The sequence below is a fragment of the Paraburkholderia graminis C4D1M genome, assembly GCF_000172415.1.
GTDB lineage: Bacteria > Pseudomonadota > Gammaproteobacteria > Burkholderiales > Burkholderiaceae > Paraburkholderia > Paraburkholderia graminis.
The window spans coordinates 30,818-49,162 of the sequence record NZ_ABLD01000030.1 but is presented as its reverse complement, the minus strand read 5'-3'; the positions used below and the strand labels follow the sequence as shown (position 1 = coordinate 49,162).

Here is an 18,345-nt window from a genome sequence, read left to right as displayed (position 1 = left end):
GCCGTGGCCGCAGCCGCCGATTTCGCGCCGTTCGCCGCGGCATTGGGCGCTACCTGCGCGCCAGCCGGCGACAACGCCGCAGTGTCGGCGCCGCCCGACTTCGCGCGCGAATCGGCGAGCGCGAGCGCCGCCATCAGGCGCTTCAGATATTCCTGCTCGAGGCCGGGATCGTTCGCCTTGGGCTGCCACGTGCTCGAATCGTTGTTCGTGCCGGTCAGCGCCTCGCGCATGCCCTTCTGGCTGATGAACACATACGTGCCGCCGTTCGGCGCCGTTTCGAGGCGCGTACGGTACTTGTTGCGCTCGGACGTGACGTAGCTGTTGCCCATCGCCTTCGACAGCGTGCTGCGGATCAGCCCGTCGTTGATTTGCGCGTGCGTTTCGTTCCAGTCGGTCTCCATCACGCCCTTGTCGCGCTGATCGACGACCAGCAGGAAGCCCTGCTCCTGCCAGAAGCGGCGGATTTGCGGCCACGCCTCTGCCGGCGTCTTGCTGTCGATCACGAGCCAGCTTTCCGTGCCATCGCGCTGGATGTGCATGCCGCTCACGGCCGGCACGACGGACACCGTGTTCGCCGCCGGCGCCTGGGCCTGCACCTGACGCAGCGCGGACAACGAGGTTTCGCCGCCTTGCGGAGGCAGCGAACGCTGATCGGCCGTCTCGTCGATCAGGTTCGGCGGGACGGCGAGTGAAGCCTGCTTCGATTTCGAGTCGCTCTTGTAGTCGACTTTGGTCGGCGACGACGTGCCGCAGCCGGCGACCAGCCCGCCTGCCATCAGCATTACTGCAAACCGCTTGGTAAGACGAAGATGAGTCATGTTCGGGGAATCCTTCCGCTACGCCACGGCAAGTTTCCGTGGATCAACCCAACATTTTACCGATCCCGGCGGGCCCTGTGCAAAAACTGGGGTTTGCCCGCTCTGCGCGCTCTGTTGCCGGGCCACATTTAACGTTCCACAACTATTCCTAATGGTCTGTCAGACATCTGCAAGTTTGTCGTCAGAACATTGTTTTAAAAGGCACTTTTCGATTCGGCCTCCGCCCAATTTTGGGATGACGTCATGCGATGAAACGCGCACCACGCTTAGTTTTGCGACGCGGGTGCTATCTTCAAATTGACGTAGGACAAAACCCAGAAGCAGCGCGCAGGAGACCTCATCATGTACAAAAAACATCGTTCTCATCGTGTCGCCGCCTCTCTGATTGCCGCGACGGCGTTATGCAGCAGCGCGAGCGCTTGCGCGCAGCTCGGCGCTGTGATTGCGGCCAAATCAGGCGAGAGCGCACAACAAAGCCTGCTGAACGGCACGCTGCGACTGCGCACATCGACCGATGCGGGCAACACGACCATCAACGAGTACGCGACGAACGGCGGCGAAATCGTCGCCTACACCTGGCAAGGGCCGACGATGCCCGATCTGGCCGGCCTGCTCGGCAAGTACGCCGACTCTTACCGCACGGGGGCCGCGGAGGCGGCAGCGGCGCCGGACGGGAATCTGCACGCGTCGCGCGTCGTGCGGCCGGACGTGGTCGTCGAGTCGGGCGGGCCGATGCGCGGCTACGCGGGCCGCGCCTGGCTGCCCGGCGCGTTGCCGCCGGGCGTGACCGCCGACGATCTTCGCTGACGGGCATCCGCTCGCGCCTGGATGCGTCCGCGGGTCGACACGCGCACGCCGAGAAAGCCGGTCTGTCGCAGCGTGGATGGCCTGGGGACTTCCTCTCCGAGCGGGCGCTCGAGCCGCGAAACGCACCGCAGCAAGCAGCAACAACCACAACAAACCAACCGCTGACCTTCTGACGCCATGAAACCCACTCCTTCCCTTTGCGCCCTGCTCTCCGTCTGCACCGTCCTCGCGGCTTGCGGAGGTGGAGGCGGAGGCAGCGGCGGCAGCACCGCGACCGCATCCGGCGCGAGCGCGCCAGCCGGCACGGCTAGCGCTCCTGTTGCCTCAGCGCCGCCTGCCGCGTCGAGCCCAAGCAGCACCTCGGTCCCGCAATCAAATACGCCGAACGTTCAGCCGATCGTCGTGCACGCGGCGCCGCGCCTCACGCGCAACATGCTGACGACGAGCGTCACGGTCTGCCAGCCGGGCACGGACAACTGCGCGACCATCGACAACATTCAGGTCGACACCGGCTCGCACGGTCTGCGCATTGTCGCGTCCGCGTTGCCGGCGACCCTGCCGCTGAACGCCGTGCCGTCGGGCAGCGGCGTGTCAGGCGGCATATCAGGCGGCATATCGGGCGAATGCGCGGTGTTCGGCAGCGGCTATGCATGGGGCGCGGTGCGCAGCGCCGACGTGCGCATGGCCGGACAACTGGCCGCGTCGATCCCGATCCATCTGATCGCCGACCCTTCGGTGCCGTCGGTCCCCGCGGATTGCGCCGCCTCGGGCCCGTCGATGCTCACCGTCGACACGCTGCGCGCCAACGGCATTCTCGGCGTCGGCGTGTTCGCGGCCGACTGCGGCGGCGCCTGCGCGAACGCCGCGCTGCCCCGCTGGTACTACAACTGCGACGCGAGCGGCGCCTGCCAGGCAAGCGCCCAGCCGCTCGCGCAGCAGGTGGCCAATCCGGTCAGCCGCTTCGCGCTCGATAACAACGGCGTGGTGATCGACCTTCCCGCGATCCCCGACGGCGGCGCGCTGACCGTGTCCGGTTCGATGATCTTCGGCATCGACACGCAGGCGAACAACACGCTCGGCAGCGCGGGCGTGCTCAAGGGAAATTCGCAAACCGGCTACGTCAGCACGACGCATAACGGCCAGACCTTTTCGCAAAGCTATCTGGATACGGGTTCGAACGGACTCTTCTATCGCGACACGCAACTGCCGCAGTGCGGCCTCTGGTATTGCCCGAGTTCGACGCAAGCGGCGAGCGCGAGCATCGCCGGAACGAACGGCGCGTCGAACACGGTGACCTTCACTATCGGCAATTCGCGCGCTCTCTTTGCGTCGGGCAATAACGCCTTCAACAATATCGCGGGTGCGGCTGCGAGCGGCTTCGACTGGGGCTTGCCGTTCTTCTTCGGCCGGCGTGTGTACACGGCGATTGCTTCGCGCGCGACGTCGGCGGGACCGGGTCCGTACTACGCGTTCTGAAGGTAAGGCCGCATTTAAACTGCCGAAAATTCAGAAACTGACGGACAGCGCAAATTCGGTATGGGGTGGCTGCGATAATCGCCGTTCGCGGCTAACGCTTCAGGAATGCATTCAAGAATGCTTCCTGAAGATAGTTAGTCATGCATAACTGCCAATCGCTATCCGATGCAAGACGCCACCCAAGCCAGCCAAGCCGCCGAACCCACTTTCTCGCTCGACGATTTCGAGCAGCTCGTTTTTACGCGGCAGCATATCCGGGCGTCTATCCAGCTTCTGTGCGCGCTCGCGCTGCTTCAGAACAAGCGCGGCGTGCTGGACGAGAGCTTTCTTGCGTCGGGCATGAGCGGCTTGACGCCCGCGGAGCAACAGCAGCGCTTCTGCACGCGGCTCGCGAGCGCGGCTTCAACGCTGTTCGCCGATCCGGAATTCCAGCCGCCCGTCGAATGCTTCAGGCTCTTTCTCACGCTGCACGAATGGGTCGGCCTGGTGTTCTCGGCCACACCGTTCGGCAATGCGGATCATGTCGCCTGCCACCTCAACCCGCGCGGTGCGCAAGACCGGCAGTTTCTGGCTGGCGACAGCTTCGTCGAGAAACTGTGCGTGCTGTATTCGACCGAATCGGAGCTCGAACTCGAGTTTTCCGCGCTGTGGGCTTACGACAAGGTGCTCGCGGCGTGCCTCGCGCTCGTCCTGCTCGCGCCGGTTTTCAAGGGCTCGGCAAGCGCGCACGTCAAGCGTGAGGCGTTGATCGAATGGCTGCCCGGCAAGCTGCAACAGCTAGACGATCTCGACGACCTGCCCACCGCCTTGCTGCATAACGCCTACATGTTCTGCAGCTACGCACACACGCCTCGCCGTCACGAGATCAAGCGGGACATCAATGTGCTGGTGCGCCGCAAGCTCGCGCAACTGGGCCTGACCGACGTGGCGGCGCCGCGCGCAGCAGCCACGGCGAACGCGAACGCGAAGCAGGCGGGCAACGCAAAGCGGCGCAAGAAGCCGTTGATGCTGGTCGTGCTCGAGTGGTTCGGCGGCGCGCATTCCATCTACCGCACGCACTCGCGCACGCTCGAAGCCGCGCGCGAGCATTTCGAAGTGGTGGCCTTCGGCTTCGGCTATGCGACTGACGACATCGGGCGCGCGGTGTTCGACCGTTTCATCGAACTCGAGCAGCCCGAGTACATCGGCGAATGTCTGCGGACCATTCGCGACTTTGCCGAACGCGAGAAACCCGACGTGCTGTATATGCCGAGCGTCGGCATGTTCGTCATGACCATCTTCATGTCGAATCTGCGGGTCGCGCCGCTGCAGATCGCGGGGCTCGGCCATCCGGCTACCACGCACTCCGACAAGATCGACTATGTCAGCGTCGAGGAAGATTATGTCGGCGATCCCGCGTGCTTCAGCGAACGCCTGATGAAGTTGCCAAAAGACGGGCAGCCGTACCGCCACTCGGTGGCGCTGCCGGTCATCGCCCCGATCATTGCGCCGCCGCGCGCCACGGTGCACGTGATCATTACGGCCAGCGCAATGAAGCTCAACCCCGCGTTTCTCCATGCGTGCCGCGAGATCGGCGCGCGTGCCCGCACGCCTGTCGAGTTTCATTTCATGAGCGGCGTGCACGCCGGGCTCGCGCTCGATCATATGCGCGACGTTATCGGCCGCTCACTGCCGGGCGCGGTCGTCCACGGGTTTCATCAATACGCGAGTTACCTGGACTGTGTGAATCGCGCGGACCTTTTTTTGAGCCCGTTCCCGTTCGGCAATACGAATGGCATCGTGGACGCGCTCACGCTCGGTTTGCCGGGCGTGTGCAAACGCGGGCCGGAAGTGTTCGAGTGCATCGACGGCGCGCTGTTCGAGCGTGTGGGCATGCCGCCGTGGACCGCGACGGAGACCATCGAAAGTTATATCGAAGCGGCGGTGCGAATGATCGATGGGCACGACGAACGGACCGCATTGCGGCAGCGTTTGATCGATACGAAGGCGGTCGAGCGCTGCTTCGAAGGCCGGCCTGAGGCGTTTGCAGAAAGCGTGCTTGGCTTGATGAAGAAGAAGCGGAGCCGGCGCAAGGTGGAAGTGGTGGATTGACGGGGGTGCGGGTGTAGGGATGCCGGGGTGCTGCGGTGCGTGGCACGACGTTAGACGCCTCGCTTGCAACGTTGTTGGCGTGTGCGCAGAGACGTCCTGGCAAAAGCATAATAATAACCATGACCACATGCATCGGCGCGCCCGCCGCTCGGGCCACGCCGACACTCAGTTCACAGCGAGCGCCTTACTCGGCCGCTTCGTCCGAATCCGGCTCGGAGGGCGCCGCGAGTTTCGCCGGAGCGAGCCAGCTAAAGCTGCTGAGACTCGGGCCACTAAACGTGCATTCGGCGGCTGCGGCCTGAATGACCTTCTTCGGCTTGCCTGATTTGACGGCAAGCGCTTGCGCATCCGAAGTCGCCGAACCCGAAGCCGGAGCCGCAGCAGTCCGCGCACCCGATGCTGCGGCGTCGGAACCGGCCATCGCGCCTGTTGCCGACGTGCCCTTCGACCCGCCCATCGCGCCCGCCGTCGCGCTCCCCTTCGACCCGCCCTTCGCCACCGAAGCAGCCCGCGCCGCCGCGACTTCGGAGGCCGTCACGACATGTTCAATCGACCCTTCCACGACCACGCGCGACCCGTCGATACCGGCGCCCGTGTGGCCGATCTTCAACGTATCGGACGAAGTTTCCGCAAACTTGCTGCGCATCAGTTGCTCGCACGCGTCCGAGTTCTTGTAGACAGCGGTACAGGCCGCGAGCAGCGCCGCAGCGGTCGAGACGCACGCGATTGTGAGAATCCGATTCTTCATTGACGTTCCGTTTTTGAAACCGTCGCGAATTGTAGCCTGGGCGCTGCGCGCGAGCCTGCGCTTGACGCAGTCCCAATAATATGGTCCTATTGCGCACTATGTACCGCGCCCAGACCACCCTATCGCTACTACTAGCCCGCTCTACCGGGCTAGGTCTGCTGCTGCGCGCTTCCATCTGAATCTGAAACACCCGAAGCACCGCGTAATTTCCCAGTAACTGACCCAGCCCCGGTTTCCGACCGGCGGCCCTGCTTTGCGTTTTTGTCGTCCGGTCGACTTCCAGCTTGTCGAATTCAAGGACGATGAAAATGTTGAAGAATCCCGCTACGAAATACCGCTCGTTCAAGCCCATCAATTTGACGGATCGCCAGTGGCCGTCGCGCACCATCACGCGCGCGCCGATCTGGATGAGCACCGACTTGCGCGACGGCAACCAGGCACTCTTCGAGCCGATGAACGGCGAGCGCAAGATGCGCATGTTCAAGACGCTGGTGCAGATCGGTTTCAAGGAAATCGAAGTGGCGTTTCCGTCGGCCTCGCAGACCGACTTCAACTTCGTGCGCGAACTGATCGAAGGCGGCCACATTCCCGACGACGTCACAATCGAAGTGTTGACGCAGGCTCGCGACGATCTGATCGAACGCACCTTCGAATCCTTGCGTGGCGCGCCGCGCGCGATCGTCCATTTGTATAACGCCACGGCGCCGGAATTCCGCAAGATCGTGTTCGGCCTCGATCAGAACGGCGTCAAGGAACTCGCGCAAAAAGCCGCGCGCACGATGAAGCGTCTCGCCGACGCCGCGCCGGAAACGCACTTCACGCTCCAGTACAGCCCCGAAGTATTCAGCGGCACCGAGCTCGAATTTGCGAAGGATGTCTGCGACGCCGTGTTCGACATATGGCAGCCGACGCCCGATCACAAGGCCATCGTCAACTTGCCGGCTACCGTCGAAATGGCCACGCCGAACGTCTACGCCGATCAGATCGAGTGGATGCACCGCAATCTCGCACGCCGCGATTCGCTGATCGTCTCCGTGCATCCGCATAACGACCGCGGCACGGCCGTCGCCGCGGCGGAACTGGCGGTGATGGCGGGCGCGGACCGCATCGAAGGGTGTCTCTTCGGCAACGGCGAGCGGACCGGCAACGTCGACCTCGTCACGCTCGCGTTGAACCTGTACACGCAGGGCGTCGACCCTGGCCTCGACTTCTCGAACATCAACGAAGTCGCGCGCACCGCCGAGGAATGCACGCAGTTGCCCGTGCATCCGCGTCACCCGTATGTCGGCGATCTGGTGTTCACCGCGTTTTCCGGCTCGCACCAGGACGCGATCAAGAAAGGCCTTGCCGTGCAGAAGCCGGACGCGATGTGGGAAGTGCCGTACATGCCGATCGATCCCAACGACCTCGGCCGCACTTATGACTCGGTGATTCGCGTGAACAGCCAGTCCGGCAAGGGCGGTATCGCTTATCTGCTCGAGCAGACCTACGGCGTCGTGTTGCCGCGCCGTTTGCAGGTGGACTTCAGCTCGGCTGTGCAGCGCCTCACCGACACGAGCGGCCAGGAAGTCACGCCGTCGCAGATCTGGGAATTGTTCCAGCAGGAATACGTGCGCACCGCCGCGCCGGTTCATTACATCGGCCATAGCCTGTCCGAGCAGGACGGACGCGAGCGCATCAAGCTCACCGTCGAGATCAACGGCACGCGCCGCGTGTTGCACGGCGAAGGCAACGGACCGCTCGACGCCCTGATGCACGCGATGGACGTGCCGGTGCGCATCCAGCATTACGAGGAGCGCGCGTTGACGCAAGGCGCCGATGCGCGCGCGGTGGCCGTCGCCGAGATGGCCGGCGCCGACCTGACGGGCAGCGCGTTCGGCGTGGGCATCGACGCGAATCTGGTTACGGCGTCGATTCGCGCGGTAATCAGCGGCGTAAACCGTGCGTATGCTCGCGCGAGCGACGACGCGAAGCAGCGCTTCTTCGACGCGGCGCTCAACGACGAAGCGGAGCGCGCGGAAGCATAAGGCGAGGCTAGCCAGGCCGCGACGGCCCGGCTACATAAGAAAGGGGCGCCCTGCATATTGACGGGGCGCCCCTTCTTTTTTCGCAAAGATAAGCAGCAGGTTTAATCAGGCATCCTACCTGACCGAAGGCGCTTCACTCCGTCCACGCTTCCGGCAAGCTATGCGTGAGCGTCGACACGAAACGAGCGGTCTCGTCCTGCCGCGGCCGCATGAAGACCTCGCGCGACGGCCCCGCCTCCACCACCACACCGTTGTTGAGGAACACCACGTCGCGCGCGATCGTAGCCGCGAGCCGCAAATCATGCGTCGCCATCAGCATGGTCATGCCTTCGCTCGCGAGTTGCTTCAGCACTTCCACGACTTCGGCAGCGAGGCCGGGATCGAGCGCGGACGTGGGCTCGTCGCACAGCAGGACTTCCGGCGACGGCGCCAACGCACGCGCGATCGCCACGCGCTGCTGCTGTCCGCCCGACAGCGTGACGGGCCACGCATCGGCCTTGTGCGCGATGCCGACTTTCTCGAGCAATTCATCGGCGCGGGCCCGCGCTTTTTCCTTGTCCCACTTGAGCACGGTGAGGAGCCCCTCCATCACGTTCTGACGTACCGTGAGATGCGGAAACAACTGGAAGTTCTGAAACACCATGCCGGTACGGCGACGAATCGTCAGCACTGTTTCGCGCGACGGCCGCTCGTCCTGACTGAACGTGAGCTTCTGATCGCCGATTTCGAGCGAACCCGACTCGGGAATCTCGAGCAGATTCACGCAGCGCAACAGCGTGCTTTTGCCGCTGCCCGACGGTCCGATCAGCGCGGTCACGTTGCCCTGCGCGAGTTGCAGATCGACGGAATCGAGCACACGGTGCCCGGAAAAGTACTTGTCGATTTTTTCCAGTCGGATCATCAGTTGCCCGCCTGAAAGAGTGCATGACGGCCGAATTTGCGCTCGAGCCTGACTTGCGCCGACGACAGCACCGAACTGAACAGCAGATACACGAGTGCGGCTTCGGTATAGAGAATCAACGGTTCGTAGGTCACCGAAGCAATTCTCTGCGCGGCCTGGAACACCTCGGGCACGGTCAGCACCGCCGCGAGCGACGTGTCCTTCACGAGCGCGATGAACGAGTTGGACAACGGCGGCAACGCGACACGCGTCGCTTGCGGCAGAATCGCGCGACGCAGCGCCTGTTCGCGCGTCATGCCCATCGAATACGCGGCCTCCCACTGCCCTTTCGGAATCGACTCGATCACGCCGCGTATCACTTCCGAGTTATACGCGCCCACGTTCAGCGAGAAACCGATGATCGCCGCCGTCAACGGATCGAGCACGATGCCGACGTTCGGCAAGCCGTAGAAGATCACGAATAGTTGCACGAGCAACGGTGAGCCGCGAAACAGCCACACATAGAAGCGCACCGCCGCCACCGCCCACTTCGGCCCGAAGAGCCGCACGAGCGCCACGATAAACGCGAGAGCGAGCCCGATAGCGAACGACGCCAGCGTAAGCGGCACCGTGAACACGAGCCCCGCATACAGCAGCGGCCACAGCGACTGCGCCATCAGATGCAACCATGCCGGCATGATTCAGACTCGCGAAAGGCGTTTACTGGGAGACGTCTTTGCCGAAGTACTTCTGCGAAATCTTCGCGTACGTACCGTCTTTCTTCATGTCGGCGAGCGCCTTGTTGATTGCCGCGACGAGTTCGGGGCTGCCCTTGCGGATCAGCACAGCGGACTTGTCGCTGCTTTCCGGCGACGTATCCAGCGTAGCGATCTTCACCTTCGCATTCGGCTTGTGCTTTTTGAAGTCGAGGAACGACAACGAATCGTTGACGGTTGCATCGACGCGGCCCGCGGTCAGCAGGTCGATGGACTCGTTAAAGCCCTGCACCGGAATCACTTCCGCACCGTGCGACGCGGCAATTTTGCCGAAGTTGCTGGTCAGCGTGTTGGCCGATTTCTTGCCTTTCAGATCGTCGAAGTTCTTGATCGTCGTGTTGTCCGAGCGCACGATCAGCGCCGCGTGCGACGTGATGTACGGGTCCGAGAAATCGTATTTCGCCTTGCGCGCATCCGTGACCGCGACCTCGTTGATCACCGCGTCGTAGCGGTTCACGTCGAGCCCCGCGATCAGGCCGTCCCATTTGCCTTCGACGAATTGCGGCTTGACGCCGATGCGCTGTGCGATCTGCGTGCCGATCTCCACATCAAAGCCGGTCAGCTTGCCCGATTCGTCGTGGTACGTGAACGGCGCATAGGTGCCTTCGGTGCCGATCCTGAACACGCCCGAGGACTTGATCTGCGCGAACTCGTCGGCCGCGAAGACCGGGCTCACGGCGACCGCCTGCAGCAGCGCAACCAGCAAAATGGAACGAATCGACTTCATGTGTGGCTCCCTAAAGTGGCCAGGCCGTATGCCTGGTCTTCTGTTGGCAGTCGCGCGGGCGCTCACGCCCGGCGGAGTGGGCGGACTGTAGCAAACGGCTTGCCGTTTTACAAAGGATCAGCTTTCCAATCCATATGCGCATGCGTGCTAAGCCGCAGCGGTAACCTCCGCCATCGCATGAACTTCAACTCTACAGCAGATGTGAAGACGCGGCATGCATCGCAACATGGAACGTGGGCGCGGCGCCATCGGGGAAAACGCGAGACGGTCGTGCCGCGGCGAATGCGCGGCAGCGTGGAAAAGGCGGCGCGGGCTTCCATGTCCGCGCCGCCTTTTACGATGGCAGAAGCCCTACCGCTCGACGCGGTGCGGCTCTTTCAGCTTGTTCGACACGCGGATCGCGTCGAAGTACGCCGGGTTCGGCGGGCGCTTCTGATATTGGCCCGCGCCTCGCACGGCGCGCAGATCGCCGTCGGTCCATGCAAGGGCGCCGCGCGTGAGCGTATGCATCGCCACGCCTTGCACGGTCATCCCTTCGAACACATTGAAGTCGACTTTCTGATGATGCGTCTTCACCGAGATCGTCTTGCTTGCCTGCGGGTCCCACACGACGATGTCCGCATCCGCGCCGACCCGTATTGCGCCTTTTCGCGGGTACAGGTTGAAAATCTGCGCGGCATTCGTCGATGTGATGCGCACGAACTCATTCGGTGTGAGACGCCCCGAGTTGACGCCGTGATGCCATAGCACCGCCATGCGATCTTCCACGCCGCCGCAGCCGTTCGGGATCTTCGTGAAGTCCTCACGGCCCATCGCCTTTTGCGACGCGCAGAACACGCAATGATCGGTCGCCGTGGTATGCAACTGCCCGGCCTGCAAACCGCGCCACAATGCCTCGCGATGTTCGGCCGAGCGAAACGGAGGGCTCATCACGTGCGCCGCGGCGCGCGTCCAGTCGGGATCGCGATACACGCTTTCATCGATCACGAGATGGCCGGGCAGCACTTCGCCGAACACGCGCAGCCCTTCGCTGCGCGCACGGGAGATGGCGTCGACCGCATCTTTCGCGGACACGTGCACGATATACACCGGCACGCCCAGCACTTGCGCGATGCGGATCGCGCGATTCGCGGCCTCACCTTCGACCTCGGGCGGCCGCGACAGCGGATGTGCCTCCGGACCGGTGAAGCCTTTGGCCAGCAACTGACGCTGCAACTGGAACACGAGTTCGCCGTTTTCCGCGTGCACCGTGGGCAACGCGCCGAGTTCGAGCGAGCGCGAGAAGCTGTTCACCAGCACTTCGTCGTCGGCCATGATGGCGTTCTTATAGGCCATGAAATGCTTGAAGCTCGACACGCCGTGCTCGTGCACGAGCGTGCCCATGTCGCGATACACCGAATCGTCCCACCAGGTGACGGCCACATGAAAACCATAATCCGCCGATGCCTTCTCCGCCCAGCCGCGCCACTCCTTGAACGCCTCCATCAGGCTTTGCTTCGGGCTCGGAATCACGAAGTCGATGATGCTCGTCGTGCCGCCCGACAATCCCGCTGCGGTGCCGGTATAGAAATCGTCGCTCGCCGTCGTGCCCATGAACGGCAGTTCCATATGCGTGTGCGGATCGATGCCGCCTGGCATCACGTATTGCCCGCCCGCGTCGACTATTGCAGCGTCAGCCGGCGCTTCCAGGTCCACGCCGATTTGCAGAATGGTGCCGCCGTCTTGCGGATCGGCACATAAAACATCGGCACGGTAGGTGTTTTCCGCATCGATCACGGTGCCGCCGCGAATCAGGGTCGTCATGTTGCCGCCTCCTTAATTGACTTGCTTATCTCGCTGCCGTCTGGGCCACGCATGCTACGCGCGCCACGCGCCCCACGACTTCAAGCGCTTGCCACGCGTGCGCTCGGTCCCTTGCTGAACTTCATCCACGCGCTATACACGATCGACGCCAACGCGAGCCCGACAAACCATGCATACGTGTAGAGCGTATTGAAGATCGACGGCACATTGGCGAACGAAGCGGGAAACGCGGTATGCAAAAAGCCCGGCAGATTCGGCAACACCCCGATCACGAGCGCGACCACCGCGCCGATATTCCAGCCGCCCGTATAGCTGTATTCGCCGCGTTCGTCGAACAGCTCGCGCGGATCGAGCCGCGTACCGCGAATCAGAAAGTAATCGACCATCAGAATGCCCGCGACCGGACCGAGCAGCGCCGAATAGCCGACGAGCCACGTGAAGATATAGCCCTGCGTGGTGGCGAGAATCTTCCACGGCATCATGACGATTGCGATGGTCGCGGTAATCATGCCGCCCGCGCGATACGAAATACCCTTCGGCCACAGGCTCGAAAAATCATAGGCGGGACCGACGAGATTCGCGGCCAGGTTGCAGCACATCGTATCGAGTGTCAGAATCACGAGCGCAAGGCCGACGCCGATGCCTGTCATGCGGCTTGTCAGATCGATAGGATCCCAAATCGCTTTGCCGTAGATCACCACCGTCGCCGATGTCACGACCACCGAGATCACCGACAGCAAGGCCATCGGCACAGGCAAGCCGATCGACTGGCCGATCATCTGATCGCGCTGCGTCCTCGCGAAGCGCGTGAAGTCGGGAATGTTCAACGCGAGCGTCGCCCAGAAGCCGACCATCGCGGTGAGGCCCGGCCAGAATGTCGCCCAGAACATGCCTTCTTTCTTGCCGCCCGGCACGAACTGCGACGGCGCGGACAGCATCGAGCCGAGGCCGCCCGCCTTCGACGTCGCCCACCACACGAGCGCGATGCACATCACGATCTTGATCGGCGCCGACCAGCTTTCGAGCCAGCGGATCGAATCGGTGCCGTGCACGATGAAGTAGATTTGCAGCGCCCAGAACGCGAGAAAACACGCGAGCTGTCCAAGGGAAATATCGAGCAGCGGCAAGGCCGCGCCATGCAGCGCGTTGCCGGTCAGAATGTTGAGCAGCGTATAGATCGCGCTGCCGCCGAGCCACGTCTGAATGCCGTACCAGCCGCACGCGACGATAGCGCGCAGCATCGCCGGCAACTTGGCGCCCTGCGTGCCGAACGACGAGCGCACCAGCACCGCGTACGGAATGCCGTGCTTCGCGCCGGCGTGGCCGATCAGCAGCATCGGCACGAGCACGATCAGGTTGCCGAGCAGCACGGTCACCACCGCCTGCCACGGCGACATGCCCTGCTCGGTCAGGCCCGCGGCGAGCATGTACGACGCGATGTTCATCACCATGCCGACCCACAGCGCGGCGAAGTGATACCAGCGCCATGTGCGCTGCGCGGGGCCGGTCGGCGCGAGGTCGTCGTTATAAAGACTGCTGCCTTGCGCGCCGGCCGCGAATTGCGGATCGACGGAGTTCGCGGTCTGCTTCATCGAATGATCTCCACTTGATCGTCGAAGCCCGCGCGTTTCTGTGAACGCGTCGGGCGTTAAAGGGAAACACGGCTTATGTACAAACACTGCGCAACGACAAAAACCCCTTGTTTCAGGCTGCTTTCGCTGCGTGCGCCGGTTCCGCGCTCGCAGCGGCTTCCTGCGCTTCGCTCTGTGCCGCGTTCACGCGCGCCGGATTGTTCGGATGCGTGGTCCAGTTCGCATACTCGCCGTTGTCCACGCGCTCCATCGTGATGCATTGCTCGACCGGGCACACGTGCATGCACAGATTGCAGCCCACACATTCGGAGTCCACCACTTCAAAATGCCGGACGCCATCTTTTTCTTTTGTGATCGCCTGGTGCGCGGTGTCTTCGCATGCGATATGGCACAGGCCGCACTTGATGCACTTGTCCTGATCGATGCGCGCCTTGATGCTGTAGTTGAGATTCAGGTACTTCCAGTCGGTCACGTTCGGCACCGCGCGGCCGCGAATATCGTCGAGCGTGGCGTAGCCTTTTTCGTCCATCCAGTTCGATAGACCGTCGGCGAGATCGGTCACGATGCGAAAGCCGTAGTGCATGGCCGCCGTGCACACCTGCACGCTGCCCGCGCCCAGCACCATGAATTCGGCCGCATCGCGCCACGTCGAAATGCCGCCGATGCCCGAGATCGGCAGATTCGGCGTTTCTGTATCGCGCGCGATTTCGGCGACCATGTTCAGTGCAATCGGCTTCACCGCCGGGCCGCAGTAACCGCCGTGCGTGCCCTTGCCGTCGACCATCGGCAACGGCGACATCGCGTCGAGATCGACGGCGACAATCGAGTTGATCGTGTTGATCAACGACACGCCGTCCGCGCCGCCCTTGTAGGCCGCGCGCGAACCGACGCGAATATCGGTGATGTTCGGCGTGAGCTTCACGAGGCACGGCAGCTTCGTGCCCTCCTTCACCCAGCGCGTGACCATTTCAATGTACTCGGGCACCTGGCCGACGGCCGCGCCCATTCCACGTTCGCTCATGCCATGCGGACAGCCGAAATTCAATTCGACCGCATCGGCGCCGGTGTCTTCGACAAGCGGCAGAATCCATTTCCAGTCATGCTCGTTGCACGGCACCATCAGCGAGACAATCATTGCGCGCTCGGGCCAGTCGCGCTTGACCTGCGCGATCTCACGCAGATTGACGTCAAGCGGACGGTCGGTAATCAACTCGATGTTGTTCAAGCCCGCGATGCGTTGGCCGTTCCATTGCACGGCGCCATAGCGCGAACTCACGTTGACCACATGCGGATCGAGGCCGAGCGTCTTCCACACCACGCCGCCCCAACCTGCTTCGAACGCGCGGTTCACGTTATAGGCTTTGTCGGTCGGCGGCGCGGAAGCGAGCCAGAAAGGATTCGGCGAAGTAATGCCGGCAATCGTACAGCGCAGATCGGCCATGTTCGGCTCCTTGGGGACGGCTGCTATTTATGTGACTCGTTGCTAGCGACAATGCGCGCTAGGCGGCCTTGATGTCGGCGCGCGCGAATTGCGCGTGTATGGCTTCGGCGGCGAGCTTGCCGTCCTGCACGGCTTGCACAGTCAAATCGATGCCGCCCGTGGCCGCGCAATCGCCGCCGGCCCACACGCCCGCGAGCGAGGTCTGGCCGTTTGCATCGACGGCAATGCGGCCGCCGTCGAGCGTCAGCAGTTCGCGTGCTATGCCCGCGGGCACGAGCGTCTGACCGATTGCCTTCAGCACCATGTCGGCCTCGATCACGAAGCGCTCGGCGTCGCCGGTGTTGAAGCTTCGTTCGAACTCGACGCCGGTCACCACACCGTTCTCGCCGATCAAACGCAGCGGCGTTGCATGCGTGATGAGCGTCACGCCGTTGGTCTGCGCGAAGTCGCGCTCGGCCCACGTCGCGCTCATCGATTCGACGCCGCGCCGATACACCATCGTCACCGAGGCCGCACCGAGCTTGCGGCTTTGCACTGCCGCATCCACCGCCGTATTACCGCCGCCGATCACGACGACGCGGCGGCCGACCGGCACCGTGCCGAAGTCGCGCGCGCTGCGAAGGGCCTCGATAAAGTCGACGGCGTTCATCACGCCGCTCAGGTCCTCGCCCGCCATCGCGAGCGCGCGAACGCCGGTGAGACCGATCGCGAGAAACACCGCATCGTATTGATTGCGCAGTGCATCGAGTTGCACGTCGCGGCCGAGCGCAACGCCGTGCCTGATCTCGATGCCGCCCACCGAGCACAACCACTCGACTTCGCGCTGCGCGAAATCGTCGACGGTCTTATACGCCGCAATGCCGTATTCGTTGAGGCCGCCGGCCTTTTCGTGCGCGTCGTAGATCGTCACGTTGTGGCCGGCGAGCGCGAGGCGATGCGCGCATGCGAGTCCCGCCGGGCCCGCGCCGATCACAGCAACATGCCGGCCGGTCTCTGGTGCGCGCGTGAAGAGTGCTTCGCCGCGCGCCATCGCCCAGTCGGTTGCATGACGTTGCAGCGCGCCGATCGCCACCGGCTTCGCGTCCTGATGGTTGCGCACGCAAGCGCCTTCGCAAAGAATCTCGGTCGGGCAGACGCGCGCGCACATGCCGCCTAATGGATTGGCCGACAGAATATCCACGGCTGCGCCCTTCAGATTGCCGTTGCCGATCTTGCGAATGAAGCTGGGAATGTCGATCTGCGTCGGGCACGCGTTCACGCATGGCGCGTCATAGCAGTAGTGACAGCGGCTCGCAGCAGCCGCGGCGGCACTCGCGTCGAGCAACGGCGCAATGTCAGAGAACTCGCACGAGAGCTGTTCGGGGGACAGGCGCCGCGCGGCGATGTCGCCGGTTTGCTTGATGGCCATACACGTTCCTTCTGTCGATGTGAGGACGCAGCCGCATCTGTCGGCACTCGCATGAGCGAAGCCCGCACGGCGTGTTTTGTCTGGCACTGCGGTAAAGCAGCTAAAGCAAATTCCGACGCGCTACGAAACCGGCTCGCATGCGCGCTCGAGCATCGCGTGCAGCAATACGTTCGCGCCCGCCTCGATCCATTCGAAGGTGGCGTCCTCGATTTCGTTGTGGCTGATGCCGTCGACGCACGGCACGAACACCATCGAAGTCGGCGCGACCTGCGCGAGATAACAGGCGTCGTGGCCCGCGCCGGACACCATGTCGCGATGCGAATAACCAAAGCGCTCGGCCGCCGCGCGCACGGACTTCACGCAGGCTTCGTCGAAGGCGACCGGCGCGTAGTAAAAGATCTGCTCGAGTTCTGTTTCGAGGCCAATGCCGCTCGCAATTCGCGCGACGCCTTCGCGCAACGCCGCATCCATTTTTGCAAGCACCGCATCTTCGGGATGACGGAAGTCGACGGTAAAGAACACGCGGCCTGGAATGACGTTGCGCGAGTTCGGATGCACCTGCATCATGCCGACCGTCGCGCACGCGAGCGGCGCGTTGTCGAGCCCAATGCGATTGACGAGATCGACGACGCGCGACGCGCCCAGCAACGCATCGCGCCGCCGCGGCATCGGCGTCGGACCCGCATGCGCTTCCTGCCCGGTCAGCGTGATTTCATACCAGCGCTGGCCTTGCGCGTCCGTCACGACGCCTATGGTTTTCTGCTCGGCTTCGAGAATGGGCCCCTGCTCGATATGCAGTTCGAACGCCGCATGCAACTGACGGCCGCCGCACGGCACATCGCCGGCATAGCCGATACGCTGCAACTCCTCGCCGATCGTCTTGCCGTCCACGTCCTTGCGCGACAGACCGTACTCGAGCGGAAACACGCCCGCAAACACGCCCGACGCCACCATCGCCGGCGCGAAACGCGAGCCTTCCTCGTTGGTCCAGATCACGACTTCAACAGGATGTTCGGTTTCGATGCCGTGATCGTTCAAGCTACGAATCACTTCGAGACCGCCAAGCACGCCGTAGATGCCGTCGAAGCGTCCGCCCGTCGGCTGCGAATCGGCATGCGAGCCGGTCATGACCGGCAGCGCGTCCGGATTGCGCCCGGCGCGGCGCATGAAGACGTTGCCCATCTGATCGACGCTGACCGAGCAGCCGGCTTGTTTCGCCCAGCTAACTATCAGGTCGCGCCCTTCCTTGTCGAGATCGGTCAGCGCAAGACGGCATACGCCGCCTTTGGGCGTTGCGCCGATCTTCGCCATCGTCATCAGGCTGTCCCATAGACGTTTGCCATCGACCTTTATCGACGTGACCTGTTCCGCGTTCGCGGCGACAGTGGCCTTCGGGGCGCCCTTCAGCGCTTCAGTAACCGCGTTCATTCGTCTCTCTCCTTTCGGTGAACCGACATGAAACTGGTGCATCGGCGGCGGATTTGTTGGCCTTTGTGGGGCGTGTCCGCACGGTCGCGGTGCAAAATTCGATACGCCCTTTGGCTCCGGGAACAAGGGCTAACCCTGAGGCGCGCCCCGCTCGTTCAATCCTGTCCAGTTGGACAGGTTGTAGACGATTAACATCGCCAAATCAATGCCTTTCGCACGGAGACAAAGAGAGCGAGAAGCGTGCCATTGCGTTGCAGCACGAAGAGGCATCGCGTGACAAATACGCGTGTGAGCGCGGCGTCGAGCGACTAGAATGAAGCGCG

General features: G+C 63.2%; 14 protein-coding genes. 4 read left to right on the top strand and 10 right to left on the bottom strand.

From position 1 onward, the window contains the following. Positions 1-818, bottom strand: an 818-nt coding sequence (gene bamC, locus BGRAMDRAFT_RS29405) for an outer membrane protein assembly factor BamC (RefSeq protein WP_044021963.1), incomplete at its 3' end; no start/stop codon positions are given. 342 nt (positions 819-1,160) lie between these two features. Between bamC and BGRAMDRAFT_RS29400 the strand changes: the two genes are divergently transcribed. The 3 genes from BGRAMDRAFT_RS29400 to BGRAMDRAFT_RS29390 all read left to right on the top strand — a co-directional run bounded on the left by BGRAMDRAFT_RS29400 (position 1,161) and on the right by BGRAMDRAFT_RS29390 (position 5,192). Continuing rightward, positions 1,161-1,625, top strand: a complete 465-nt coding sequence (locus BGRAMDRAFT_RS29400) for a DUF2844 domain-containing protein (protein WP_006052540.1) — start codon at positions 1,161-1,163, stop codon at positions 1,623-1,625. A 177-nt stretch (positions 1,626-1,802) separates the two neighbouring features. After that, positions 1,803-3,101, top strand: a complete 1,299-nt coding sequence (locus BGRAMDRAFT_RS29395; protein WP_006052539.1) for a DUF3443 domain-containing protein — start codon at positions 1,803-1,805, stop codon at positions 3,099-3,101. A gap of 165 nt (positions 3,102-3,266) precedes the next feature. Further along, the gene (locus BGRAMDRAFT_RS29390; protein WP_006052538.1) at positions 3,267-5,192 is read left to right on the top strand and encodes a hypothetical protein; all 1,926 of its coding nucleotides are present in this window, start codon (positions 3,267-3,269) and stop codon (positions 5,190-5,192) included. Positions 5,193-5,376: 184 nt separating this feature from the next. Here the strand turns inward: BGRAMDRAFT_RS29390 and BGRAMDRAFT_RS29385 are convergent, their stop codons facing one another. Further along, positions 5,377-5,940: a hypothetical protein gene (locus BGRAMDRAFT_RS29385; RefSeq protein WP_006052537.1), complete on the bottom strand. Its 564-nt coding sequence runs from the start codon at positions 5,938-5,940 to the stop codon at positions 5,377-5,379. A 308-nt stretch (positions 5,941-6,248) separates the two neighbouring features. Here BGRAMDRAFT_RS29385 and leuA point away from each other — a divergent pair, with 308 nt between their 5' ends. After that, positions 6,249-7,967, top strand: coding sequence for a 2-isopropylmalate synthase (gene leuA, locus BGRAMDRAFT_RS29380; protein ID WP_006052536.1), 1,719 nt, complete (start codon positions 6,249-6,251; stop codon positions 7,965-7,967). 133 nt (positions 7,968-8,100) lie between these two features. Here the strand turns inward: leuA and BGRAMDRAFT_RS29375 are convergent, their stop codons facing one another. From BGRAMDRAFT_RS29375 to BGRAMDRAFT_RS29340, 8 genes are all read right to left on the bottom strand, one after another. After that, entirely contained in the window at positions 8,101-8,868 is a 768-nt protein-coding gene (locus BGRAMDRAFT_RS29375) for an amino acid ABC transporter ATP-binding protein (protein WP_006052535.1), read from the bottom strand. After that, positions 8,868-9,545 carry an amino acid ABC transporter permease gene (locus BGRAMDRAFT_RS29370; protein WP_006052534.1) on the bottom strand — a complete coding sequence of 226 codons (678 nt, stop codon included), beginning with the start codon at positions 9,543-9,545 and terminating at the stop codon, positions 8,868-8,870. Before BGRAMDRAFT_RS29370 ends, BGRAMDRAFT_RS29375 begins: the two co-directional genes overlap by 1 nt. Positions 9,546-9,567: 22 nt before the next feature. Continuing rightward, a complete protein-coding gene (locus BGRAMDRAFT_RS29365; protein WP_006052533.1) occupies positions 9,568-10,350 on the bottom strand; it encodes an amino acid ABC transporter substrate-binding protein in 783 nt (260 codons plus the stop codon). Between the two features lie 351 nt (positions 10,351-10,701). Continuing rightward, complete coding sequence (gene hydA, locus BGRAMDRAFT_RS29360) at positions 10,702-12,153, bottom strand: dihydropyrimidinase (RefSeq protein WP_006052532.1); 1,452 nt, start codon at positions 12,151-12,153, stop codon at positions 10,702-10,704. An 80-nt stretch (positions 12,154-12,233) separates the two neighbouring features. Continuing rightward, entirely contained in the window at positions 12,234-13,745 is a 1,512-nt protein-coding gene (locus BGRAMDRAFT_RS29355) for an NCS1 family nucleobase:cation symporter-1 (RefSeq protein ID WP_006052531.1), read from the bottom strand. 112 nt (positions 13,746-13,857) lie between these two features. Continuing rightward, the gene (gene preA / locus BGRAMDRAFT_RS29350; protein WP_006052530.1) at positions 13,858-15,186 is read right to left on the bottom strand and encodes an NAD-dependent dihydropyrimidine dehydrogenase subunit PreA; all 1,329 of its coding nucleotides are present in this window, start codon (positions 15,184-15,186) and stop codon (positions 13,858-13,860) included. A gap of 58 nt (positions 15,187-15,244) precedes the next feature. Next, positions 15,245-16,594, bottom strand: a complete 1,350-nt coding sequence (locus BGRAMDRAFT_RS29345; RefSeq protein ID WP_006052529.1) for an NAD(P)-dependent oxidoreductase — start codon at positions 16,592-16,594, stop codon at positions 15,245-15,247. Positions 16,595-16,714: 120 nt separating this feature from the next. Then, positions 16,715-18,022, bottom strand: a complete 1,308-nt coding sequence (locus BGRAMDRAFT_RS29340; RefSeq protein ID WP_006052528.1) for a Zn-dependent hydrolase — start codon at positions 18,020-18,022, stop codon at positions 16,715-16,717. Positions 18,023-18,345: the final 323 nt, after the last annotated feature.